This window comes from Acinetobacter sp. YH16032, from assembly GCF_013417345.1.
Classification (GTDB): Bacteria; Pseudomonadota; Gammaproteobacteria; order Pseudomonadales; family Moraxellaceae; genus Acinetobacter.
Map to the genome: position 1 here is coordinate 111,518 of NZ_VPEE01000001.1, position 24,558 is coordinate 136,075.

The window sequence follows — 24,558 nt, forward strand, 5'->3', positions numbered from 1 at the left end:
TTTATAAATCACTTCTCTTTCGGTTCAGGTGGTGTCATTCCAAACTGTAAATACGCCTGATTTGTCGCAATACGACCACGAGCAGTACGCATGACATAACCTTGTTGAATCAAGTAAGGCTCAATCACATCTTCCAGCGTGCCTGAATCTTCTGCCATAGCCGCTGCTAAAGCTTCAACACCTGCAGGACCACCATCAAAACGCTCTAACAGCATCGACAGGTAACGACGGTCGAGTGTATCTAAACCATCTTTATCCACATTCAACATATCAAGCGCACGTTGCGCCATTTCTTGTGTGACCTCACCTGTACCTTTCACTTGCGCATAGTCACGTACACGACGCAGTAAACGGTTTGCGATACGAGGCGTACCACGAGAACGACGAGCCACTTCCTTCGAACCAGCTTCTGTGATTGGAACATCCATCAGATTTGCAGAACGAGTCACGATATGGGTCAAATCTTCAACCGAATAAAACTCTAATCGTTGGACAATACCAAAACGATCTCGAAGCGGAGAGGTCAGTAAACCGGCACGAGTAGTCGCAGCGACTAAAGTGAATGGTGGTAAATCTAACTTAATTGAACGCGCAGCAGGGCCTTCACCAATCATAATATCCAGTTGGTAATCTTCCATCGCGGGATAAAGGATTTCCTCGATCACTGGAGAGAGACGGTGAATCTCATCAATAAATAAAACGTCACCTTCTTCTAAGTTGGTGAGCATTGCTGCCAAATCACCAGCGCGCTCTAACACAGGACCTGAGGTGGATTTGAGATTGCCACCCATTTCACGCGCGATAATATTGGCAAGTGTGGTTTTACCTAAACCCGGAGGACCAAAAATCAAGGTATGGTCTAAAGCTTCACCACGTCCACGAGCTGCACCAATGAAAATTTCCATCTGCTCACGCACAACAGGTTGACCAATATAATCATCTAATGATGTTGGTCGAATGGCACGATCAAAATGATCTTCTGGTTTTTCAGAACCACTGATAATACGGTCTTGCATAATATGAGATCTTATTTATTCATCGATTTTAAAGCAGCACGGATAATATCGGATGCCTCAGTGAAGTCACCTTTAACGGCATTGACTAACTTTTGGGCTTCTAGTGGCTTGTAACCTAATGACTGTAAAGCAGCTTCAGCCTCAGCGACAGCAGAGTTACCCGTAAACTGAATTTGCGCTGTTGTAGAGTTTGATGTGGATGGCTGAGCTGCAAGCGCTTTAAAGCGATCTCGAAGTTCAATCATCAAACGCTCTGCAGTCTTTTTACCAACACCTGGAACTTTGACTAAAGTGTTTACATCTTCATGTTCAACGGTATGAATGAGCATGTCCACGCTGAGTGTTGAGAGAATACCCAATGCCATTTTGGGACCAACGCCGTTCACTTTAAGTAAAGTGCGGAAAATACTTTTTTCTTGTGCGTTGGAAAAACCATACAGTAATTGGGCATCTTCACGTACAGCCAAGTGCGTCCACAATGTGACTTTTTGTCCTTTCTGTAATTGGCAAAATGTTGAGAGAGGTGTATCAACCTCATAGCCAACACCATTTACATTCAATAAAACTGTTGGTGCTTCCAAAGCAAGCACTTCACCAATAAGACATCCAATCATTCAATTATTTCACTTATTTGTCGATGTTAAATTCACTATGTCAGCATAGTAGTGTTCATTGCTTCAGAACGCAAAATCAAAAAACACTTTATGCTCTTTTCCTGAACACTAAATTTAAGGTTTATAAAAATCCAACTTTATTCCCTTGAAGTTCCTGTGCCAAATGATAAGCCTGATGATCCGAAAATTTTGAGATCACATCTAAGACTTGCATGATATTGTCATAGTGATCATCACTAAAACGAACACCTAAGCCTGAGATAATAGACAGTAAACGCCCTTCCTTAAAATTATGAATTTTATTGGGTGTCGTAAGCGGAATAAAGGCATCTAGTATGTGCTGTAAGCTTTGATGTGCAATGATTTCTAAACCAGATTTTTGAGGATGCTCAAAGATTTTTTCCCGCGCTAAATTCTTTGCACAATCAATTCCTGCTTCGATATCGGGCGAGCAATATTGGAGCAAACTACCTTTAAGCTGTCCTGACAAAATTTCAAAATGATGTTTAGCAAAAGCGGAAGTGACTTCATCAACCAAGCGTTTCATCACACGACCACGCAATGCTGCAATCTTTTGTTGCCACGTGGTGTATGGCATTGCAAGTTCAGCAGGCGTGCCATAGTCACCAAGCAGATTTAAAAAAATAGGCTCGACTTGCTCATAGCTGAGCATGTTAAGAATAATGCCATCTTCTAAATCGATCAGGGCATAACAAATATCATCCGCAGCTTCGAGTAAATAGGTGAGTGGATGGCGACAGAAATGATATTCACCATATTGTATAAGACCTAATTGGTGACCAATTTGTTGCAAAATTTCTTTTTCAGATTGATAGCAACCAAATTTAGCTCGTTTACTGGCAGGCGTATTCCCCTGAGAGTCAATGGTTTTAGAAAGCCATGGGTACTTTAAGTAAGCTCCTAAGGTTGCGTAAGTGAGGCGCATTCCACCGTCATTAGGGTGATAGTCAATTTTCGTGAGTAAACGAAGACCTTGAGCATTGCCTTCAAACTGGCGAACATCGGCCTGCTGTTCAGGGGTTAAACTCGATAAAAAATCGCCGTGTGATGCATCATCAAACCATTCACGAATCGCATATTCACCTGCATGACCAAAGGGGGGATTACCAATATCGTGTGCAAGACAAGCTGCTTGAATAATTGCACCGACATCTGCAGGAGAGATCCACATAGGTAACTCATCACGAATTTTTTCAGCCGCCAGCATTCCCAAAGAGCGTCCGATGCAAGAAACCTCAAGGGAATGTGTTAGACGCGTATGAATGCCGTCATGTTGAGTCAGGGGGTGCACTTGAGTTTTACGGTTAAGTTGCCTAAAACTCTGTGAAAAAATAATACGATCATAATCTTTATGGAAGGGGCTACGTGCTTGTTCTGTATTTTGTTTTGAACTACCAAATCGAACTGTTGATAACAGTTCCAGCCAACGCATTTGAGTCATTTATCATTATTCATCATTACTGTATGGAACCATCATGCCAAAAAAATCGTGAAAAATATATGCTGACACGACATAATTTGGCGCATTGAAAATGCATTTCAGAAAAGTTTAAGAAGTAAAATAATGATTATTAAGATGTTGATTTTAAGAATTATTCTCCAAATATAATTCAATTTCTTCACTCTCAAATCATATAAGAGTCTCTAATTGATTATAAAGATAGATATCAATCATGAGATGATGCGTGGATGCGAGTCGGTTCGATAATTTTTAACGAATTAGTATGCATAACGTATCTACTTTTTATGCCGATTGTTGATCAAATTGATCCTATGATTGGCAGAACATTTCAATAAAGCTATTGAAATTTGTCTATTTTGACCTCATGTTATCCTCATAAAGATGAATTATAGAGATGTGAATTTATATGTTATTTCATTTGCCGAAACTTCCTGCCGAAATTCGAGTCACTCACTTAAATGCGCGTATTAATGAACAACGAAAAAAAATTGCGCAAAGTACTGCATCTAAACTTGAACTTCTGCAGTTGTCTCAGCAGTTTTCAAAAGAAGCACGCACGCGTAAAAAGAATAATCAGAAAGTATATGTAATTGATTTTAAAGGTGACATGGCAGCTTCAGCTGTAGAGAATCTTCGTGAAGAAATTACTTTGATTTTGGCGACTGCTAAAGCAGGGCGTGATCGTGTCGTAGTACGTTTGGAAAGTCCAGGTGGGATGGTACATGGTTATGGGCTTGCGGCTGCTCAATTGGTGCGTCTGCGCGATGCTGGTTTTCATTTAACCATTTGTGTTGATAAAGTCGCAGCAAGTGGTGGATACATGATGGCATGTATCGGTAACGAAATTATTTCTGCTCCATTTGCAGTGATTGGTTCAATTGGCGTTGTTGCTCAAGTGCCTAATTTTAATCGTTTACTTAAAGAACATAATGTTGATTTTGAGCTTTATACTGCGGGTCAATATAAACGTACCGTGACCATGTTTGGTGAAAATACGGAAGAAGGTAAAGCCAAGTTTGAAGAAGAGTTGCAACAAACGCATGCATTGTTCAAGCATTTTGTTGAAAAATATCGTCCACAGTTAAATGTTGAAAAAGTAGCAACAGGTGAACATTGGTACGGTCAAGATTCATTAGATTTGAATTTGGTTGATAAGCTTCAAACCTCGGATGAGTATTTACTAAGTTTATTGACAGTGCATGATGTTTACTTGATTCAAACTCGCCGTAAACCTACCTTAGGTGAGAAATTAGGACTGCAAGCAGCACAAATGGCAGACAGTTTGATTCCTGCTGTGATGAATAAAGTCATGGACACTTTAGTCAAAACTAATGCGAACTTAGTGCAACTACGTGATCCTAAACTTTAAATTCGATGAAATAAAAAAAGCCAATCTAATGATTGGCTTTTTTTTATGATTTATCATTTGTATGGTCGAGAGTCTAATTTTCGATATAACATCACTATTCCTGTGATCATGGACCCAAGTGTTGCGAACAGCATATCTTTATGGGCATCCCAAATATCACCTTGTTGACCATTATAATTTTCTGCTGCCTCAGGGGAAAGATTAATTGCAATCAACCATTCAATCCATTCGTAAATGAGACTGGTGGCCATGACAAACTGAACCACAATAAGAAAAAGTACTCGTTCAGATAATTGGGGTAAATAGAATTGAATGATCCTCAGGAAAAAAGGATAGAGAAGTAGACCATAGGTAAAATGGACCAAGCGATCATACATATTTCGCTCCCAACCCATCTGTGCGTTTAAATCTATGCCGAAGTTGTGCATCAACCATTCATTATAGGGAACATACGAATATAAATAGTGTGCCCCAAGAATATGAATGATCAGAAATCCAATATAGAGAGAAAATGCGATAAAACTCAAACTAACTTTCTTTTGTATATAGATCAAAAACACCAGCATTAAAGCTGTGCCAAGTTGATGTAAGCCATAAGAAGCATATTCAAGAGGCTTTATACTTGCCAAGATCAGCACCATTATGAAAATGAAGAATACGAGGTGGTGTTTATGAGTAAATTTTTTGTAGTGCATTTTGTTATATGTTGATTTGATTAATTTCTTCATATGATTGTAATGGATCAATCCTGAGGATAAGCTGCAGATCGCATTATTTTTATAAATAGTTGTTTATATCAATAGCTCATTGCAATCAGGATGATCAGTTAGAATATGATTTATTTTGAGTTTTTATTATGACGGTTTCAGCTGCTTTTCTTGCACAGCAAAATGCATATTTTCATTATGAGTTTGAAGAGTTTACTCTGAATGACTTTCCTGAAGAGATCTCAGTATCACTCCGAGGAATGATGTTTAGGCATGACATTCAATATGCTCAAGTGACTCATTATATTTACTATAGCGATGTTTTAACTGGTGATGAATTAGAAAAGCTCAGAACTGACTTTATACGTTACTGTCCTGATGAAGCATGATTTTTATTGAAACATTTGATGAGTCTCATACAAAAAAAGCGAAGCCTAAGCTTCGCTTTTTTATTCAATACTATTTAGATTTTAGCAATCAAATCTTTAATTTGTTTCGCTTGCTCAGCAGCATTACCTGTATAAGATGCAGGTGTCATTTCAGCAAGACGCGCACGATCTGCTGCAGGAACAGCTTCTAATTCGTTACCATTCACAAAATTCACCATCATTTCGCGAGTCATTGCTTGACCACGAGTAAGGGCTTTCAGTTTTTCGTATGGTTTTTCAACGTTATAACGACGCATTACTGTTTGAATTGGTTCAGCAAGAACTTCTTGAGCGTTGTCTAAGTCTTCAAGAATACGGTCGGCATTCAATTCAAGTTTGCCCACACCTTTCAAGCAAGCTTCAAATGCGATCAAGCTTTGTGCAAAACCAACGCCCATGTTACGAAGAACAGTAGAGTCAGTTAAGTCACGCTGCCAGCGAGAAATTGGAAGCTTTTCACCAAGGTGAGCAAGGACTGCATTAGCAATACCCAAGTTACCTTCAGAGTTTTCAAAGTCGATTGGGTTCACTTTGTGTGGCATTGTTGAAGAACCAACTTCACCTTCTTTTAATTTTTGTTTGAAGAAACCAAGAGAGATATAACCCCAAACATCACGGTTGAAATCGATAAGGATTGTGTTAAAACGACGAAGCGCATCAAACAATTCAGCCATGTAGTCGTGTGGCTCAATTTGAGTTGTATACGGGTTAAACGTGAGACCTAAAGATTCAACAAATGCTTGCGAGTGAGCAGGCCAGTTAATTTCAGGGTAAGCAGAAAGGTGAGCATTATAGTTACCTACTGCACCATTGATTTTACCTAGAAGCTCAACATTATTGAATTGTTTGATTTGTCGTGCAAGACGGTATGCCACGTTCGCCATTTCTTTACCCAATGTTGTTGGGCTTGCAGTTTGACCATGTGTACGAGACAACATTGGTTGATCTGCGTGTTTTTCTGCAAGTGCAACAATTGAGTCCACGATTTGTTGCATAGACGTAGCTAGTACTTCACGACCACTTTTCAGCATGAGTGCATGGGACAAGTTGTTGATGTCTTCAGATGTACAAGCAAAGTGAATGAATTCACCCGCATTTTTAAGTTCATCAATGTTTGCAATTTTCTCTTTTAAGAAATATTCAACCGCTTTTACATCATGGTTGGTTGTGCGTTCGATTTCTTTGATACGGTTAGCATCGTCTTCAGAGAAATTTGCAACGATTGCATCTAAAGCTGCATTTGTTTCGTTAGAAAAAGCTGGCACTTCAGTAATTTCTGGGCGATTTGCAAGTGCTTGTAACCAGCGCACTTCAACAGTCACACGAGCATGGATTAAACCAAACTCAGAGAGGAAAGGGCGCAAAGCATCACATTTGCTTGCATAGCGACCATCTAATGGAGAAAGTGCGGTTAAAGCGTTCATAGCAATTCCTTAAACTTTGGAATGAAACGTAAAACAGAACTCGATATACATCAGGTTAAACTACCTGAAACTGTAAACGAGCGAGATCTTGAATATCTTTCAGTAACTTGCGTTTGGTGAAGATCATGCTCCATGAACTTCCACCTGACTGACGCCATAAATGCGCCATCTGTAAACCTGTAAACAATGAAGCACGAATGCGATTGGTGTGCGAAGAATCCTTAAAAGCTTCTGCATTGCCTTTCACCATAATGCGAGGATTAATCTGTCCTGCAGTTTCGACATAGGTTTGAGCAAGGTTTGCAAGAATACTTGGATGTAGATAATTATGATCAAAAAAGGAGAGTTGTTTTAGTATTTTTTCTTGTGATTTTTCAATAATTTCAACGAATTTTGGGTTGCTATATACTTTCTTTTCTAGATGTAATAACGCCATTGCATAGGACATTGGAAGTTTTGCATTGGCAAATTTAGGTATTCTTGATTTTGGTGCAGTATTGAATGGTTGGGTGATGCTACTTTCTAATGTTTTTAATCCCAGAGAAATATCTGCAAGCTGGTTAAAAAAATCTAAGGTTTGACAATTCTTATTGGAAGTAGGGCGAATATTTAAACTCGCCTTAATTAATTGTTCTAAATAGAAGTTACCGTTTTCGCCAATATTTTGTCGACCTGCAATGGCTGTCATATGTGTCAGCTGAGTCGATTGAAATACTGCTGCCAAAGCCAAAGCTCTGTTTTGACGATCATTCAGAGTCTGAAGCTGCTGGAACGGTAACTCTGTCATGCCTGAAAATTCCTTTAAATAAAATCAGGTTTAGGCGCATTAGTATGATGAATCACACCGCCACCTAAACAAACTTCATCCGCGTAAAACACAACGCTTTGTCCTGGCGTAACAGCACGTTGAGGTTCATCAAATTCTACACGTACACCTTGCGGTGCATTTGGGTCATTAAATAAGACACATGCTTGATCAGGTTGTCGATAGCGAGTTTTCGCTGTGCAACGGAAACCATTTTCTGGAATCTCTTGCTCACCTGCAACCCAATCAATCGCTTCAGACCATAACATGGTACTTTGCATGAGGGGATGCTCATGACCTTGGCCAACAACTAAACGATTGCCTTCGATATCTTTGTGTAATACGAACCAAGCACCTTCTTCAGCGCCTTTCATTCCACCGATACCAATACCACCACGTTGACCGAGCGTATAGTACATTAAGCCGTGATGATCACCAACCTCTTTACCATCTTCAAGGACAATTTTACCTGGTTGAGCAGGTAAATATTGCTTTAAGAAGTCATTAAATCGGCGTTCACCAATAAAACAGATACCTGTAGAGTCTTTTTTCTTCGCTGTTGCAAGACCTAAATCTTCAGCAATTTTACGCACTTGAGGCTTTTCGATCTCACCCACAGGGAACAAGGTCTTGTTAATTTCACGACCATGAACGGCATGTAGAAAATAAGTTTGGTCTTTGTTGTTATCCACGCCACGGAGTAAAGGCGCATATTGCTCACCTTTAGAGTTGGTCGTGGTTTCACCGCGACGAGCATAGTGTCCTGTTGCGATGAAGTCAGCACCTAATTTCATGGCATGATCGAGGAATGCACGGAACTTAATTTCTTTATTACATAAAATATCTGGGTTTGGGGTGCGCCCCGCAGCATATTCAGCCAAGAAGTGCTCAAATACACGATCCCAATATTCCATTGCGAAGTTGGCTGTATGTAATTTGATACCGATACGATCACATACGGCTTGCGCATCTGCAAGATCATCCATAGCCGTGCAGTATTCTGTGCCGTCATCTTCTTCCCAGTTTTTCATGAAAAGACCTTCAACTTGATATCCTTGTTGAAGTAATAAAGCCGCAGAGACAGATGAGTCTACACCACCTGACATACCGACGATGACACGTTGTTGCATAGGATTAGGCATCCAAATTTGAAATTAAGGGAGAATTTTGGTGCTCATAAACGAGCGATAAAGGAAAATTTTGTCCTGATTGGGCATCTTGAATGGCTTTGATGACCAAAGGACTACGCGCGCGCGCTGTTTCTAACAGCTCATCTAGGCTCATCCAAACTGCACCTACGATACCTGTATCTAGTGTTGCATCTGCAAAATACTGTGTTGATTTTGCTAAAAAACAGAAGCGGTAATAGGTACGATCCGGAAACATAGGTGGGGTATAGGTGTATATACCCAATAAATCTGTGACTTCAACTTGGTGACCTGTTTCTTCCATGGTTTCACGAACTGCGGCTTGAATAAGGGTTTCACCAGCTTCAACATGACCTGCAGGTTGATTAAAAACGGTGTGCATGACACCTTCAGTTTGTTCTTCTACAAACAGATATTTACCATCTTTTTCAACCACTGTTGCAACAGTGACGTGAGCAGTCCAAGCGGTCATAAAAAAGCACCAGATGAAGGGAAGGCATATTGTATAAAATTTTGAGGTGTGTGGCTATGTTGGATGAAATATTCTTTTGACCTTTAGAATAAGCTTGCTTTTAGGTTGAAAACACCTGTCAAAAAAACATAAGCGAATTATAGATAAGATACATTTTATAAGTCGTTTTTTGATCAGTTTAATATAATATATAAATAAAAATAGGTACGACATAATAAGAGGAAAAAAATAATGAATGGTATTCAAGATATTTCTAAATTAATCATTTGGAGCTTAATTGCTGTTGTTGTCTGCTACACCTTTGGTTGGATTGATCAAACTGTTTTTGAAAAGAATGTTGTTGGAGATGCGTTGATGTGGATTGATTAAGTCTTTGTTGATGTCGTAGTGGCTAATTATTTACAGGGTGAGATACATTGATTAGTTTATAAGGGCGGTAGTGGAGATCGAAGTAGTAAAGTCTGAAATTATACATTTTGTGGCTATAAGTAAATTTGCGGTTAATTGATGATAAGATAATTAGATTAATCAAATATTAGAGTGTGGTTTGAGAAATTTATCTAATAAATTGAATAGTGTTTTATATGGAAGAAAGCAGATGGGATTAGTTATCTTGCTTCTTTCAATATTTTTACTTCTTCTACCTGGTGCTATTTATGGATGTATATTTTTTATACCTATAACTCAATCTGAGCTTGATTATTATGCAAAATTTGGGGCATGGTTTACTGCTATTGGTGCAATATTTACAATTATTAATACAATAGTCGTAATTTATTTAATGATATTCTTACATAAAAAAGAAAATGAATTCAATATGTTAAATAATTTTTCTGAGTTAAGAAAGAGATTTACATATATTAGTACTATTTTAAAAGATGAATTAGCATTTTTTGTTGAAAAAGAATATGAAATTGCAGAAAATTTATATGCTGCACAAAATGGTTTTGATGCATATCAGTATAAAGATTTATATAAATTGGAAGCGGCTTACCTACGCGAAATAGTTAAATCTCTTCATGAGGTTTATCAGACATTAATAACATTAAAAGAAACATGCCAATTAGAAACAAATATTTCTCTTGTTGATTATCAGACTAAACTAAAGCTATTAGATTATATTGATGATCTATTGATATTAAAAAAACCATCAAATGAGTATCAGAGGGGTTTTGTGGAAGGTAGTAGAGAAGATGTTGACCCAGAGGATATGGTTGAAGTATCAAATAAAAATGCTATCGAAGCTATAGAAAATTTGAAGGCTCTGTTAGCCATTTAATGGTTATCTTTTATTGGGAGATTTGAGTTGGAAATAGATAAGCAGAGATAGAAGTTCTCTGATTTCTATCTCATGAATATACTAAACAATTAGTTTTAACCCTAATCATTCTTTATTAATATAATTCCCCGAAACCTTTACATAATTTTGTGCCGAATAAGGCAGAAAAGCTTTTTCTTTATCAGTCAGTGGACGCACTTTTATCACAGGACTACCCACATATAAATAACCACTTTCTAATACTTTGTTGGGTGGAACAAGCGAACCCGCACCTATCATCACATCATCTTCAACAACAACATCATCCAAAATAATCGTGCCAATACCGACTAAAACACGATTACCAATGGTACAACCGTGTAATTTCACATGATGACCAATCGTCACATCTTCACCAATAATGAGCGGTGAGCCTTCAGGTTTATCCGCTTTCTTATGACTAACATGCAACATGGAATGATCTTGGATATTGGAATTTTTACCAATCCGAATAAAATTAACATCACCACGGATCACAGTATAAGGCCAGACCGAAACATTCTCAGCCAAGGCAACATCACCAATCACTAACGCAGTTGGATCAATATAATTTGTTGTATCAAATTTTGGGTAAGTCTCTAAGTATTTGCGGATACTTTCAGTCATAAAAAATTGCCTGTTTTTATTCATTATAAACAAAAAAGCACCCAAAAGAATTTGAGTGCCTTTATATCTTTAGTCAAGCTGCGAATTAAAATAAATTACTAAAGAACTGTTTGATATGATCAATCATACGCGAGAAGAAACCAGCTTCTTCAACAGCTTGCAAAGCAACAAGCGGCTTCTCCGCAATAACTTTGCCGTCAAGTGTCGCTGTTAATTTACCTACAACTTGCCCTTGTTGAAGAGGGGCATTTAAGTTCGGTTGAACCGCGATTTGAGTCTGAATGGCATTTGCTTGACCTTTTGGCATAGTCACGTTGAAGTTCTCAGCAAGCCCCACACTCACTTGATTAGATTGACCAAACCAAACTTTAGAAGTGGTCAACTCTTTGTGAGCGGGTTGAACACTGACAGTTTCAAAGTTTGCATAACCCCAAGATAACAAATCACGTGTTTGTGTTGCACGTGCTTGCATTGATGGAGCACCAAAAATCACTGAAATTAAACGCATTGGGCCACGTTTAGCTGAAGTCGTTAAACAATAACCAGCTTCAGAAGTATGACCTGTTTTAAGACCATCTACACTCGGATCTGTATATAGCAACGCGTTACGGTTACCTTGCTTGATCCCATTAAAAGTAAACTCTTTTTCAGAGTAAATAGGATAATACTTTGAACTGTCATGAATGATGTGCTTCGCAAGGGTAGCCATATCTTTCGCTGTAGAATAATGACCTTCAGCAGGCATACCTGTTGAGTTCATAAAGTTCGTGTTGGTCATGCCAATACGCTTTGCTTCTTGGTTCATGCTGTGTACAAATGTACCTTCATTACCAGAAATATGCTCAGCCATCGCCTTAGATGCGTCATTACCAGATTGAATGATAATCCCGCGTAACATTTCCAATACGGTTGCTGTGCCGTTGAGAGGTACATACATACAAGATTCTGTACTACTACCACGACACCAAGCAGACTCGTTCATACGAACTTTTTCATCTTCCGTGAGTTCACCGTTCAACAACTTTTGTTCAATAATGAAACTGGTCATCATTTTGGTCATTGAAGCAGGAGCAAGTTTTTCATTTTCATTTTTACTTGCGAGAATTTGACCTGTTTCATAATCCATCAAAACGTAAGACTTGTTATTGAGTTCTGGTGGTGAAGATAAAACAGTTGCTGCATAAGTAAATGAAGGTAATAGTAATAATGCAGCAATGGCGCTTTTTCGGGTCATTCTATGTAGTTCCAATCTTGTATGAACGCAAAAATCAGCTTTGCATTCTAGGACAAAGCAAAGCCGACTTCTAGCAGTGGAGTCGGCTTATTTCAATCGAATTGTAACTATTTCGTGCTCTATTTAACTGAAGACTGATATTTTTTTATATCCTCGCACACTTGTTGATTTGCTTTATCTCCAGCGTTTTTCGCATCTTGTCTCGCTTGAGCTAATGCTTGCTGATAATCCTGTTGTTTAATTAGATTGTTCAGCGTGGTTTGAGGTGAATTTTCATTAGGTAAATAGTCTTTTAATAGCTTTTGATAGCCTGCTTTAAACGCTGCATCTTCTTCTACTAAACTTGGGCATGATTCTGAAAAGACATAGATTGCAGCGAGTTCATCTTTAGTCACTTTTTGTTGAGTAACTTCGATATTTTCTTTTAAGTCTTGAGCATTGGCGAAAGTGAAACTTGAAAATAACATTGAGCTGCTGATAAATGCGGTTGAAATCAATTGTAAAAAACGTTTTTGCATAAATGACTCAAAAATTAGTAAGTTAGTTATAAGAATAGAATAATCTTTTTTCGTGTTTAAAAAATAGAGAAAGTGTATTAATGCTGTTGGAACTCAGAAAGTAAAGAAGAAAAGTTCGGATTTGAACAGGGGGATGACTATATGCCGAGTTTTCAAGATTAAAGGGTAAGCAGATTACCAAGATTAAAGGCGTTTAAAACCTCAACATCTATGCGTGTGCTCATTGTTGTGTGTGGGGATTTTGATTAGGCTATCGAACAGATGGGATTACATGAATTGAGTGAATTGTTTTGAATATTTTGATTGCCAACGATGACGGTGTGTTTGCACCAGGAATACAAGCATTAGCACAAGCATTAAAACCTTTGGGTCGAGTCGTAGTGGTTGCTCCCGAAAGTGAGCGGAGTGGTTTTTCAAGTGCATTAACGCTTGATCGTCCATTGCGACCCGTGCAAATTTCAGAAGATGTATGGGCAATTAATGGCACACCAGCGGACTGTGTTTATCTGTCAATGAATGGTCTATTTGATTTTGAATTTGATCTAGTCGTAAGCGGGATCAACAGTGGTGCGAATTTAGGTGATGATGTCTTGTATTCAGGTACAGTTGGGGCCGCGTTTGAAGGCCGACTCATGAAACAACCTGCAATCGCAGTTTCATTGGCTGGTCCAAATGTTCGTTCGTATCAAGATGCTCAAGATTATGCACAAGCTGCAAATTGGGTATATGAATTTATTAAAAATGGTTTGCCTGAGTTACCACCGCGTCATATTTTCAATATTAATATTCCGGATACGGCTGAAATACAAGGAACATTGGTGACTTATCAAGGAAGAAGAAAACAAACGAAACCGATTACCACACAAGTTGACCCGAGAGGTCGTCAAGTTGTTTGGATTGGTTTGGCTGGAGAGGCCGTAACAGATCCCGAAAAAAGCCAACTGGGTTATCAGTCAGACTTTTTTGCCATTGCAAATGGATATGTCAGTGTGACACCGATCCAAATGGATGCTACCAACTATCAGGTGTTGGCTTCACTTGAATCTCAGTTAGGGCTTTAATTGAACGACCACAGGTAGGATGTGTTATAACTTTGTGAAAAATATATTTGAAACGGTGAATTTAGCATTAATTTTGCTACTCTTAAGCCGAATTCAGTCTTTTTAATCTTTTGTCAGAGAGGGAAATCATGCTTTTGGTCAGACCCAAAACAGTTTTGAAGTTGTCTAAACCATCTATTCACTCAGCATTGATCGCGGTTGCTGTCGCTTCTTTTCTTGGTTTGTCGGGCTGTGCATCGAAACCCCAAATCCACAATTCTGCTCGTTATGCGGTTGCTCCTGACTTCTATACAGTTCGTTCTGGCGACACTTTAAGTAAAATTGCGGCACGTTATGGATTGAGCTATTTGAGCATTGCGGAGATGAATGATATTGCACCGCCTTATCGCATCTATGTAAATCAATCTTTAAGATTAAAACCCTCTGGCAATCGACAAGTGACACGTTCGACCACGCGTCCTTTGACAGCGACTGAAACTCAGATTCAACGTCAAACCATTCAGTTACCAACAAAACCAGCTGTGGTTACGCCACCACCACAAACCACACCAGTACCCGCGGTAACTGCTGCAGTACCGACGACTTCAACTAAAGCAACTTCATTACGCTGGGTAAAACCATCGAATGGTCCAGTCATTGAAAACTTCAATGTGGCAAGTAATGTCAAGGGATTACGTTTTGGTGGCAATGTTGGTGATCCAATTTTTGCAGCAGCTGATGGTCAAGTGGTTTACGCAGCTGATGGTTTAAAAGAATATGGTAATTTGGTGCTCATTAAACATATTGATGGTTATATCACTGCGTATGCGCACAATAACCGTATGTTAGTGAAGAGTGGGCAGAACGTAAGTGCAGGGCAACAAATTGCAGAAATGGGCTCGAGTGGTGCAACCCGTACGATGCTTGAGTTTCAAGTTCGTTTAGATGGTAAGCCAATCAATCCAGCAAATATTTTGCCAATCAACTGAAGATATTTAGTGCAATTTAACAATTTCTTCGTATAATACAATGAGTTGCTTTTGTTAATTTTTGTTAATTAGAGAAGCATCTCATAATTTCAGAGGGAAATTTATGTTAGATCAACTTCGCTCGATGGGCGTATTTGCATGTGTTGTTGAAAAAAGCTCTTTCAGTGGTGCTGCTCGAGATTTAGGCATCACGACGAGTGCGGTTAGTCAGCAAATTCGTTCACTAGAACAAGAAATGGAAGTAACACTTCTGCACCGTTCCACAAGAAAACTAAGTTTAACGGAAGCGGGGCAGGCCTTTTTTCATAGCTGTCAAGAAATGCTCGCTGCAGCAGAGCGCGGTAAAATTCGAATTAATGAGTTACGAGACGATTTAGTTGGTGATTTACGTATTGCAACAACGCCAGAACTCGGTGCAACCCATGTAGTTCCTGCGTTATCGCATTGGATTTCGGCACATCGTGGTTTAACCGTTCACTTTGAAGTTGAAAATCAGTTTGTCGATTTGATTCAAGAAAGAATCGATATTGCAGTGAGAATGTGTTCTCGCGTAGATGAGTCTAATCATTTATCTTGTCTGCCGCTTGCACGTGTGGATCAAGTCTTGGTGGCTTCACCAAGTTATTTGAATCAAAATGCAGTTATTTCAAGACCTGAAGATTTAGCACAGCATGATTTGATTCCAGTAAATATTGTAAAAAATCAGCAAATGATGACATTTGAACACAGTACATCGCGTGAATTGGTGAATGTGTCCATGGAAAATCGTTTACAGACAAACAATGTTTATGTCGCTAAATCACTGTGCCAAAATGGTCACGGCATTGCGCGATTATTATATCTAGATGTGCAAAAAGAATTAATGAATGGCACATTGGTTGAAGTTTTACCTGAATGGAAGTTACCTGCATACACTTTGAATGCAATGACATTAAAACGTGAACAACAACCAATGAAAATTCATCGCTGCCTAGATGCTTTAAAACAATATTTCAGCCAGTTGCCTGGTGGTCGAGTATTCCAAGAAGCATCTTAAGTGTTCTTCTTAATAAAAAAGCCGCAATATGCGGCTTTTTTATTGATCTTAGCTTAAGCCAAGAAGTTTTTAATCGCTGGAACTAAGCGTTTTAATAAATCATCAGCTTGTTCTTGATTCATATTCAACGCTGGCAACAAACGAACGACATTACCTGCGGTGACATTAATAATTAGATTGTGTTCTATGCGTGCAATATCCACCAACTCTGCGCATGGTTTTGGTAATTCAATACCAATCATCATACCAAAGCCGCGAACAATAACGTTTTGATCTGCAAGTTGTGTACGGAATTGATCAACTAAATATTGGCCAATTGTTGCTGCGTTTTCAATAATATTTTCTTTTTGCATCAAATCGATAATCGTGTAGACAATGCGCGAACCCAATGCAGTACCACTATAAGTTGATCCGTGGTTACCTGCAGTAAGAATACCTACACCTTTACCTTGAGTCATCACTGCACCAATTGGGAAACCATTACCCAAGCCTTTAGCTGTCGTCATGACATCAGGAATAATATTGGTATGTTGATACGCAAAATATTTTCCTGTACGGCCGTTACCTGTTTGAACTTCATCTAGCATCATCAACCAATTATGTTGATTACAGATTTGACGAATTTCTTCAAGATAACTAAAACCTTGAGGGGCAGTATTTACACCACCTTCGCCTTGAATCGGTTCAACGAGAATCGCGACGATATCTGGATGGTTGATTGCTGCTTCTTCAATTGCCTCGATGTCGCCAAAAGGTACTCGGATAAAACCTTCAACGAGCGGGCCAAAACCTTCTTGTACTTTTTTATTGCCTGTCGCAGAAAGTGTTGCCATTGTACGACCATGGAAAGAATGATCAGCGACAATGATTTTCGGCAGAGCAATACCTTGCATATGACCGTATTTACGCGCAATTTTAATTGCACCTTCATTTGATTCAGCACCACTATTCGAGAAGAAAATTTCTTCCATACCAGATACTTCAGCTAACTTTTGCGCAGCTGCAGTCTGCCAAGGTACTTCATAAATATTACTGGTGTGAATAAGCGTCGCTGCTTGTTCTGCAATTGCTTCTGCCAAAAGTGGATGTGCATGACCTAGACCACATACTGCAATGCCAGTCAGCGCATCTAAATATTCTGTACCTTCAGCTGTATAAAGATACGAACCTCGGCCACGCACAAAGCTGATCGGTTGACGGCTGAATACAGGCATCAAATGAGATGGTTGATCAGTTTGAACTGGAGCGAGGGTGATATTGTTCATGTCTAACTCGTATTTGTTAGGTGGAAAATAAAAGTTTATCTAAGCAAAATCTGCTTAAGATTAAAAGCCTAATTGCAAATTAAACTGGAAAAATTTAGCAATCCATACTCTTTACGGCGGTTTTAGGTATAATGCAGGCAGAATAGTTGAGGATTTAATCAATGACTGAACAAGTGCGTGATACAGAAGCGTTAATTCGTGATCAAATTGCAAAACATGCAGTTCTTCTTTATATGAAAGGCACACCACAGTTCCCACAATGTGGTTTCTCTGCACGTGCAGTTGAAGCATTGAGCCAAATTGGTCGCCCATTTGCTTATGTAAATATTCTTGAAAACCAAGACATTCGTGCGACTTTGCCACAAATTGCAAACTGGCCAACATTCCCACAATTATGGATCAATGGTGAGTTGATCGGTGGTAGTGATATTATGCTAGAAATGTTCCAAACAGGCGAATTAAAAACGCTCGTGGAGCAATATAGCCCAGCGCCTGAAGCTTAATTCGAGCGCAATAAAAAAAGCACCGATGGGTGCTTTTTTTATTTTTGAAAATTTCAAACTAGTTTGAAGTTTCATCAGCGAGTTGAGAAGGTTGTCCTTCAACATTGATCGCTTTATCTTTTTTAGCTTTGTCTTTTTTCTTCTTTTTTTTCTTTTTCTTTGGCTCTTCTTCAATTTCAGCGCCATCTTCAATGGCTTGCCAATATTCTAGCTGCTCCATGACAGCAGCATAAATTGAACCTTTGGTATAGCGACCTTTTTTATTTAATTCTCCGACAGGATGCGCCATGAGAATCTCAAGTGCTTGATCAATTGTGTTAATGGCATGAATATGGAATTGACCGGCCTCGACAGCATCAATCACATCTTGACGTAACATTAGATGCTGCATGTTTTGACGTGGAATAATGACACCTTGTTTGCCTGTTAAACCTTGAAGTTTACATGCATCAAAGAAACCTTCGATTTTGGCATTGACGCCACCAATCGGTTGTACTTGACCCAGTTGATTCATTGAACCCGTAATCGCCCATGACTGATCAATCGGCAGTTGGCTGATCGCAGAAATTAAAGCGGAGAGTTCTGCAACGGTTGCACTATCACCATCGACTTGACCATAACTTTGTTCAAAAGCCAAAGCGGCAGAGAAGTGCAAGGTTTGTTCACGTCCGAAATGTGCCTTCAAGAAAGACGACATTAACAGTACACCTTTAGCATGAAGTGAACCGCCTAACTCCACGCTACGTTCAATATCTAAAATATCGCCACCACCTTGATACACTGAAGCAGTCAATCGTGATGGTAAGCCAAACTCTACATCTGCGTAGTGAATCACGGATAAAGCATTAATCTGACCGAGTCGATGACCACGCGTTTCGATAAGCTGTGTACCACGAGATAAATCTTGCCAGTACAACTCTCGTAAGTAACCTAGACGATATTGGCGGTGTTTGAGCGCAGTGCCGATATGTTCTGCTGTCACCATAGTTGCATTAGATTTAGATGCATGGTGATGAGATTCATGAATCAGATCACCTAAAGTTAAGGCATGTAGTGACAACGAACTCTGATCCTCTGCTTGACGACTTGAGTCGGTCAGTAAAGCAGCCAAGGCAGAACGATCAAATGGAAGGAGTTTAGAGGATTGAACATAGTCTGCAATCAAATGCATATAAGCTTGTTCATTTTCGTCATTACGTTGTAATGTGTCGGTAAAATCAGCTCTGATTTTAAAGATACTTCCTAACTCAGGCTCCACCTCCAGAATTTCATAATAGATTTCTGGTTCAGCCATTAAAATGACTTTCAATTGTAATGGAATCGATGCGGGCTCAATTGAAATACTGCCCGTCAGCGTTAGCATATGCTCTAAAGATGAGAGTTTAATCTGACCAGACTTAATTGCTCGTTTGAGTCCTTGCCATGCATAAGGTTGTTCTAAAAGCTGCTCAGCCTCAAGCATTAAAAAACCACCATTAGCACGATGCAGTGCACCAGGTCGTATTAAAGTGAAATCAGTGCTGATAGTGCCATTTTGCGTTAATTGTTCAACATGTCCAAGTAAGTTGTAATGTGTGGGGAAATCTTCAAAGATGACTGGTGCCCCAGAATTTGGCTTGTTGCTAATGACTAAATTTGCTTGATAACGCGCAGGGACACGGTTAAATAAAGCAGGTGAAAAATCACTTTCTTCCTGTTCTAGTACGGTTTCCACATTGTCGATAATATCTTGAGCATATAATTTTAAATATTGTTCAAGATATTTGATATCTGGAAATTTATTTAAAATATGTTCCATGCGAGGAATAATGACTTGTTTGGCAATGTCACGATTCAACTCAGACACCATATCACGTGCTTCATCTTCAAGATCACCAATCTGTAAACCTAAACGCTCAAGCTTTTTATCCATATAACGGATATTGGACGCAATTTCAGAACGTTCTTTGCTACTCAGTGCATTGATGTCATCTTGAGACATCTCTTGAATTTTATTGTCTTTAAGATGAACAGGAATAAAGCAGTGTTCTTCATTACGACTGATCAACTTTAAATCAAGCTCTTCACCTTCTTTGGTGAGCTCAATCAAAGCTTGTTGTTGTTCATGACCTGTCGTTAAACGAATTTTTTCAATCCGATTGTGATACGTTTCAGCACTAAAACGACGTTCGAGCTGTTTGAAAATGGTTTGCCACGTTTGATGTAGCGTACTTTGAAACTTTGCGCCTTGTCCTGCAGGAAAGTTAAGCGCAATTGGGTTGCGTGCATTTTTGAAGTTGTATACATAAACCCAATCATCCGGTGTAGGCATATCTTTGGCATGTTGTTGGAGTAAGCGCTTGATCATGGTGCGTTTACCCAACCCTGCCGTACCCACAGCAAAGATGTTATAGCCTGAGTATGGAAGGGCAATGCCTGCTTCTACAGATGCTTTAGCACGATCTTGTCCTAAAAAATTATTAAGAGGCTTGATACGTTTTGTAGACGCAGGAATATTGTCATAATTTGGAATATGCGTCAGTTGTTCTGGTTTGAGTGCTGTTGCATTCAAGGTGTTTTGCGTGGCTTCAAATTCAAATACGGATAGGAGCTTGTTTTGCGAGTTTTGTTCTAAGTTTGTGGATGTCGTGGTTAAAGCTACTGCGGTGGAACTAATTTGATCGTGTCTCTGGGTCACAGGTGAAATCCAAAACTATAATTTACATTTGATAGTTTAAGGTATACAGGTTTAGCCAAAAATATCAAGTTGAGATAGATCAAATTGATGAAATACTCGGTGAAGTTTGCGTAAATTATATTGAAACCAAGCGCATTACAGAGTTGAATAGCGAGAGTACTTTTCACTGAAAATAACAACGCAATGACATCACAATCTTCGTCACCAGAATCAGCTGGATGGACTTCGGCATTTAAAGCCTTTCTTGATCGACGCGCGATCATTATGCTTTTTTTGGGTTTCTCATCAGGTATCCCAATTTTTCTGATTTTTTCAACTCTATCTTTCTGGTTGAGTGAAGCCGGTATTCAGCGTAGTACCATTACCATGTTTTCATGGGCAGCCTTAGCTTATGCCTTCAAGTTCATTTGGGCACCTTTGATTGACCGATTACCATTGCCTTATTTAACAAGGAAATTGGGTAAACGACGAGGGTGGTTATTGGTTTCTCAGATTTTGGTCGCAATTGCTATTTGTTCAATGGCATTTACTGATCCGAGTATTCATGGAGGAAGTGTAGGGCCATTTTCAAGTTTAACGTTCATGGCGATATCCGCAATCTTTCTAGGATTCTCATCAGCGACACAAGATATTATCGTGGATGCTTATCGTATTGAGTTGACACAAGATACGAGTGTTCAGACGGTTATGGCTTCGACCTATAACGCAGGTTATCGAATTGCGACCATTGTAACTCAGCTCGGTGCATTACTCTTCGCTGCATCACTTGGTACAGCCATGGGTAACTATATTTATGAGGCGTGGCAGTCTACCTATTTACTCATGGCTGGATTGATGATGGTCGGGATTGTGACGACCTTAGTGATTCATGAACCAGTAGTAAATCAAGAACCTCATCAATATCAAGCAAAGGATTATTTTCAGTTATTTATCGTCTTTGTGATTTCAACAGTAGTCTTCGTTTGTGGGTTTCTCCAATTTGGTGCTTGGATTTCACAGTTAAATATCGATGGTAATTTTCTGTCATTTATTGGGCAAGTTTTACGTTTCTTCGCGAGTGTGGCGTTGGCTGTGTTGGTCGTATTTGGATTAACCCGAGCAAAACTCATTGATGAAAAAATAGTCGTCGAGACATGGCTGTCACCGATTTTAGATTTCTTTAAACGTTATGGTTTGAAAGTTGCGTTAGCTATTTTATTACTCATTGGTTTTTATCGAATTTCAGATATTGTCGCTGGGGTGGTCGCAAATCTTTTTTATCTTGATTTGAATTTTGATAAAGAAGAAATCGCTTGGTTTAACAAGTTTTTCGCCATTTTTTTTGTAATTTTAGGTGGCTTCCTTGGAGGCTTATTAGCTCAGCGTTATAACATTATGAAAATGATGTTGGTGGGCGCTATTGTTGCCAGCACGACCAATCTCATCTTTGTGGGGCTCGTAAAATCTGGACCAACGATGAATCAAGTCTTGGTACAAATGGGAAGTCAACAGCATCAAGTGACTCCTGATGAAGTAGGGAACTGGTCTTTAAATCTCCCTGCATCTAATTTTGCTGAACATCATAGTATTCAAGTGTTATCCACCCCTGATGGTTATGATAAAGCCCTGAGTGTTGAAATCCCGCTTCAACGCTATTCGAGTCAAGATGATTCTCAGATTTTCATCCAAGCCATTGGAGGGGACGATATTCTCTACCAAGATGAGTTAAGCAAGGATGTCATTATTCGCGGTCAACTCTCGAACTTAAAAGCTGACAGCACACTACAAACACTGAATATTCATATTTCAAATCAGCAAGTGATACCTGCGAAGTTGGATCAAAATAATTGGAGCGTGGTCGTCCCGGGAGACAGTCTAAAAGACCACACTAAATTTACGGTGCAAGCGGTTGTGCAGCATGCAGGTCAGGCGCATGAATTAACCCAAGAGCATATTTATAAAACAGTTTCAACGATCCAGCCGAAATCACGTATGACTTTATCTGATCTTCCAGCTGTTCAAGTTGATAGTGATCAAATAGTCGAACTCAAAGGTAAAGTGGTTGTCCCTTATAGCAAGGTGTGGCTGGTGATGGGCATTGTATTTGACAATCTCGCATCAGGACTTGCTGGTGCAGTATTTATTGCATTCCTATCGAGTTTGACTAGCGTTTCATTTACAGCAATGCAATATGCAATTTTTAGTTCATTGATGTTATTGCTTCCAAAGATGATTGGTGGCTATTCAGGTACAATAGTGACAAACTTCGGTTATTCATCATTCTTCTTTATGACTTTTTTAATGGGTTTACCTATTTTGTTACTTGTTATTTGGGTGGCGAAATTGTTAAATCAGTTGAAAAGTACATCTTTCAATCAATAGGTAAATTTTATGCGAATGTTACATACCATGTTACGTGTAGGCAATTTAGAGCGTTCATTGACGTTCTATACTGAAGTACTCGGTATGACTTTGCTTCGTAAACGCGATTATGAAGAAGGTCGATTCACTTTAGCCTTTGTAGGTTATGGTGATGAAGAAAACAATACTGTTCTTGAGCTAACGCATAACTGGGATACAGACAGCTATGAGCTTGGTAATGCGTATGGTCATATTGCGATCGCAGTGGATGATGCGTATAAAGCGTGTGAAGAAATCAAAGCACGTGGTGGTAACGTTGTCCGTGAAGCTGGACCAATGAAAGGCGGCGTAACCGTAATCGCTTTTGTGGAAGATCCAGATGGTTACAAGATTGAACTTATTCAACAAGACAGTAATGCGAGAAATAATTAAGTTTCACTCGCTGATTGGTGAGTAAAATTTTAAAGATAAGCCCAATCGATGAGTATTGGGCTTATTTTCAATTTAGAGAATAAAAAGAGGGACATGGGGTGCTAAAGCTCTTAGCGTTAGATCGTTTCACGATATTGCTGTTTGTTATGGTGATTTTAGCGTCACTGATGCCAATTTCAGGTGTTGCTGCTCACTATTTTTCTTATTTCACCACGATTGCAATTGCAATCCTATTTTTTTTACATGGTGCAAAGTTATCACGTGAGGCGGTGATTCAAGGCATTAAACATTGGCAATTACACAGTTTGGTCTTTGCACTGACGTTTGCAGTTTTCCCAATTCTAGGGTTAATGGCTAAACCTGTATTGCTACCGCTACTTGGACAAGAACTGTATTGGGGCTTCTTGTTTATGTGCTTCTTACCCTCAACAGTTCAGTCTTCTATTGCATTTACTTCAGTAGCAGGTGGTAATGTCGCAAGTGCTGTATGTAGTGCTTCATTCTCTAATATTATTGGTATGTTTATCACACCTATATTAGTCACCTTATTTATTTTAGGTCAGTCTAATCATGGGTTTGATCCAACCAGTGCGATCGTCAAAATTATTCTGCTGTTATTGGTTCCATTTATTTTGGGACAATTATTGCGTCCTATCGTCTTTCCACTGATTCAAAAAGCCCCGAGTATTGTCAAAACTTTTGATCAAGGCTCAATTCTTTTGGTGGTGTATGGCGCATTCAGTAGTGCAGTCGTAGCAGGTCTATGGAATGAAGTCAGTGGGGTGACCTTAATGTGGTTAATTATTGCATGCTCTGTGCTTCTGACCTTGATTATGCTTTTAGCCTATCACGCCCCAAAGTGGTTTGGATTTAATCGTGCCGATCAAATCGCCGTATTTTTTTGTGGTTCTAAGAAAACACTCGCAAGTGGAGTGCCTATGGCGCAAATTCTTTTCATTGGACAACCTATGGGTATGATCATATTACCAATTATGATTTTCCATCAGATCCAATTAATGGTGTGCGGAATTATTGCGAATCATTGGTCCAAGCAAATTGAAAAGTCTTAAAGGAATAATTCGCTATCTGAAATAAAGTGGCGTATAATGTCGTCCACTTGTTGTGCTTAGCTCT

The 24,558-nt window shown here is 39.2% G+C and carries 24 protein-coding genes; 11 read left to right on the forward strand and 13 right to left on the reverse strand.

Annotated features, from left to right (window positions below):
- Positions 1-8 precede the first annotated feature (8 nt).
- The 3 genes from ruvB to FTV32_RS00540 all read right to left on the reverse strand — a co-directional run bounded on the left by ruvB (position 9) and on the right by FTV32_RS00540 (position 3,092).
- Positions 9-1,016, reverse strand: coding sequence for a Holliday junction branch migration DNA helicase RuvB (ruvB, locus tag FTV32_RS00530; protein ID WP_035265728.1), 1,008 nt, complete (start codon positions 1,014-1,016; stop codon positions 9-11).
- Between the two features lie 11 nt (positions 1,017-1,027).
- Entirely contained in the window at positions 1,028-1,630 is a 603-nt protein-coding gene (gene ruvA / locus FTV32_RS00535) for a Holliday junction branch migration protein RuvA (RefSeq protein WP_035265729.1), read from the reverse strand.
- A 121-nt stretch (positions 1,631-1,751) separates the two neighbouring features.
- Positions 1,752-3,092, reverse strand: coding sequence for a deoxyguanosinetriphosphate triphosphohydrolase (locus tag FTV32_RS00540; RefSeq protein ID WP_035265731.1), 1,341 nt, complete (start codon positions 3,090-3,092; stop codon positions 1,752-1,754).
- A 427-nt stretch (positions 3,093-3,519) separates the two neighbouring features.
- Between FTV32_RS00540 and sohB the strand changes: the two genes are divergently transcribed.
- Positions 3,520-4,482, forward strand: a complete 963-nt coding sequence (gene sohB / locus FTV32_RS00545) for a protease SohB (protein ID WP_179998383.1) — start codon at positions 3,520-3,522, stop codon at positions 4,480-4,482.
- 53 nt (positions 4,483-4,535) lie between these two features.
- Here the strand turns inward: sohB and FTV32_RS00550 are convergent, their stop codons facing one another.
- Complete coding sequence (locus FTV32_RS00550) at positions 4,536-5,177, reverse strand: DUF2238 domain-containing protein (protein WP_180027554.1); 642 nt, start codon at positions 5,175-5,177, stop codon at positions 4,536-4,538.
- Positions 5,178-5,338: 161 nt separating this feature from the next.
- Between FTV32_RS00550 and FTV32_RS00555 the strand changes: the two genes are divergently transcribed.
- Entirely contained in the window at positions 5,339-5,578 is a 240-nt protein-coding gene (locus FTV32_RS00555; protein WP_180027555.1) for a hypothetical protein, read from the forward strand.
- Between the two features lie 74 nt (positions 5,579-5,652).
- On the opposite strand, the gene purB is transcribed toward FTV32_RS00555, so the two are convergent.
- The 4 genes from purB to FTV32_RS00575 are packed head-to-tail and all read right to left on the reverse strand — an operon-like array spanning position 5,653 to position 9,466.
- Positions 5,653-7,041: an adenylosuccinate lyase gene (gene purB / locus FTV32_RS00560; protein WP_092766083.1), complete on the reverse strand. Its 1,389-nt coding sequence runs from the start codon at positions 7,039-7,041 to the stop codon at positions 5,653-5,655.
- A 55-nt stretch (positions 7,042-7,096) separates the two neighbouring features.
- Positions 7,097-7,828, reverse strand: coding sequence for a high frequency lysogenization protein HflD (hflD, locus tag FTV32_RS00565; protein ID WP_092766084.1), 732 nt, complete (start codon positions 7,826-7,828; stop codon positions 7,097-7,099).
- A 14-nt stretch (positions 7,829-7,842) separates the two neighbouring features.
- Complete coding sequence (gene mnmA, locus FTV32_RS00570) at positions 7,843-8,976, reverse strand: tRNA 2-thiouridine(34) synthase MnmA (protein ID WP_180027556.1); 1,134 nt, start codon at positions 8,974-8,976, stop codon at positions 7,843-7,845.
- 4 nt (positions 8,977-8,980) lie between these two features.
- A complete protein-coding gene (locus tag FTV32_RS00575) occupies positions 8,981-9,466 on the reverse strand; it encodes an NUDIX hydrolase (RefSeq protein WP_180027557.1) in 486 nt (161 codons plus the stop codon).
- Between the two features lie 231 nt (positions 9,467-9,697).
- Between FTV32_RS00575 and FTV32_RS00580 the strand changes: the two genes are divergently transcribed.
- A complete protein-coding gene (locus tag FTV32_RS00580) occupies positions 9,698-9,835 on the forward strand; it encodes a hypothetical protein (RefSeq protein WP_180027558.1) in 138 nt (45 codons plus the stop codon).
- A 229-nt stretch (positions 9,836-10,064) separates the two neighbouring features.
- Positions 10,065-10,745 (forward strand): hypothetical protein, encoded by a 681-nt coding sequence (locus FTV32_RS00585; protein ID WP_180027559.1) that lies wholly within the window; start codon positions 10,065-10,067, stop codon positions 10,743-10,745.
- 105 nt (positions 10,746-10,850) lie between these two features.
- On the opposite strand, the gene FTV32_RS00590 is transcribed toward FTV32_RS00585, so the two are convergent.
- The 3 genes from FTV32_RS00590 to FTV32_RS00600 form a co-directional block, all read right to left on the reverse strand.
- Positions 10,851-11,390, reverse strand: coding sequence for a gamma carbonic anhydrase family protein (locus tag FTV32_RS00590; protein ID WP_180027560.1), 540 nt, complete (start codon positions 11,388-11,390; stop codon positions 10,851-10,853).
- Positions 11,391-11,475: 85 nt separating this feature from the next.
- Entirely contained in the window at positions 11,476-12,624 is a 1,149-nt protein-coding gene (dacC, locus tag FTV32_RS00595) for a D-alanyl-D-alanine carboxypeptidase PBP5/6 (protein ID WP_035270478.1), read from the reverse strand.
- Between the two features lie 119 nt (positions 12,625-12,743).
- Positions 12,744-13,142: an MCR_0457 family protein gene (locus FTV32_RS00600; RefSeq protein ID WP_035270480.1), complete on the reverse strand. Its 399-nt coding sequence runs from the start codon at positions 13,140-13,142 to the stop codon at positions 12,744-12,746.
- A 290-nt stretch (positions 13,143-13,432) separates the two neighbouring features.
- On the opposite strand from FTV32_RS00600, the gene surE reads away from it, so the two are divergent.
- From surE to FTV32_RS00615, 3 genes are all read left to right on the forward strand, one after another.
- Positions 13,433-14,203: a 5'/3'-nucleotidase SurE gene (gene surE / locus FTV32_RS00605; RefSeq protein ID WP_180027561.1), complete on the forward strand. Its 771-nt coding sequence runs from the start codon at positions 13,433-13,435 to the stop codon at positions 14,201-14,203.
- A gap of 128 nt (positions 14,204-14,331) precedes the next feature.
- Complete coding sequence (locus FTV32_RS00610; RefSeq protein ID WP_180027562.1) at positions 14,332-15,171, forward strand: peptidoglycan DD-metalloendopeptidase family protein; 840 nt, start codon at positions 14,332-14,334, stop codon at positions 15,169-15,171.
- A gap of 103 nt (positions 15,172-15,274) precedes the next feature.
- The gene (locus FTV32_RS00615; RefSeq protein ID WP_179998372.1) at positions 15,275-16,207 is read left to right on the forward strand and encodes a LysR family transcriptional regulator; all 933 of its coding nucleotides are present in this window, start codon (positions 15,275-15,277) and stop codon (positions 16,205-16,207) included.
- Positions 16,208-16,260: 53 nt separating this feature from the next.
- Here the strand turns inward: FTV32_RS00615 and FTV32_RS00620 are convergent, their stop codons facing one another.
- A complete protein-coding gene (locus FTV32_RS00620) occupies positions 16,261-17,472 on the reverse strand; it encodes an aspartate aminotransferase family protein (protein ID WP_180027563.1) in 1,212 nt (403 codons plus the stop codon).
- Between the two features lie 161 nt (positions 17,473-17,633).
- On the opposite strand from FTV32_RS00620, the gene grxD reads away from it, so the two are divergent.
- Positions 17,634-17,975: a Grx4 family monothiol glutaredoxin gene (gene grxD, locus FTV32_RS00625; RefSeq protein WP_092766094.1), complete on the forward strand. Its 342-nt coding sequence runs from the start codon at positions 17,634-17,636 to the stop codon at positions 17,973-17,975.
- A gap of 58 nt (positions 17,976-18,033) precedes the next feature.
- Here grxD and FTV32_RS00630 read toward each other — a convergent pair whose 3' ends face one another.
- On the reverse strand, positions 18,034-20,652 hold the full coding sequence (locus FTV32_RS00630; protein WP_180027564.1) for an ATP-binding protein: 2,619 nt from the start codon (positions 20,650-20,652) through the stop codon (positions 18,034-18,036).
- Between the two features lie 183 nt (positions 20,653-20,835).
- Here FTV32_RS00630 and FTV32_RS00635 point away from each other — a divergent pair, with 183 nt between their 5' ends.
- From FTV32_RS00635 to FTV32_RS00645, 3 genes are all read left to right on the forward strand, one after another.
- On the forward strand, positions 20,836-23,013 hold the full coding sequence (locus tag FTV32_RS00635; protein ID WP_180027565.1) for an MFS transporter: 2,178 nt from the start codon (positions 20,836-20,838) through the stop codon (positions 23,011-23,013).
- Between the two features lie 9 nt (positions 23,014-23,022).
- Positions 23,023-23,424: a lactoylglutathione lyase gene (gene gloA / locus FTV32_RS00640; RefSeq protein WP_180027566.1), complete on the forward strand. Its 402-nt coding sequence runs from the start codon at positions 23,023-23,025 to the stop codon at positions 23,422-23,424.
- Positions 23,425-23,522: 98 nt separating this feature from the next.
- The gene (locus tag FTV32_RS00645; RefSeq protein WP_180027567.1) at positions 23,523-24,494 is read left to right on the forward strand and encodes a bile acid:sodium symporter family protein; all 972 of its coding nucleotides are present in this window, start codon (positions 23,523-23,525) and stop codon (positions 24,492-24,494) included.
- The last annotated feature ends 64 nt before the right edge of the window (positions 24,495-24,558 follow it).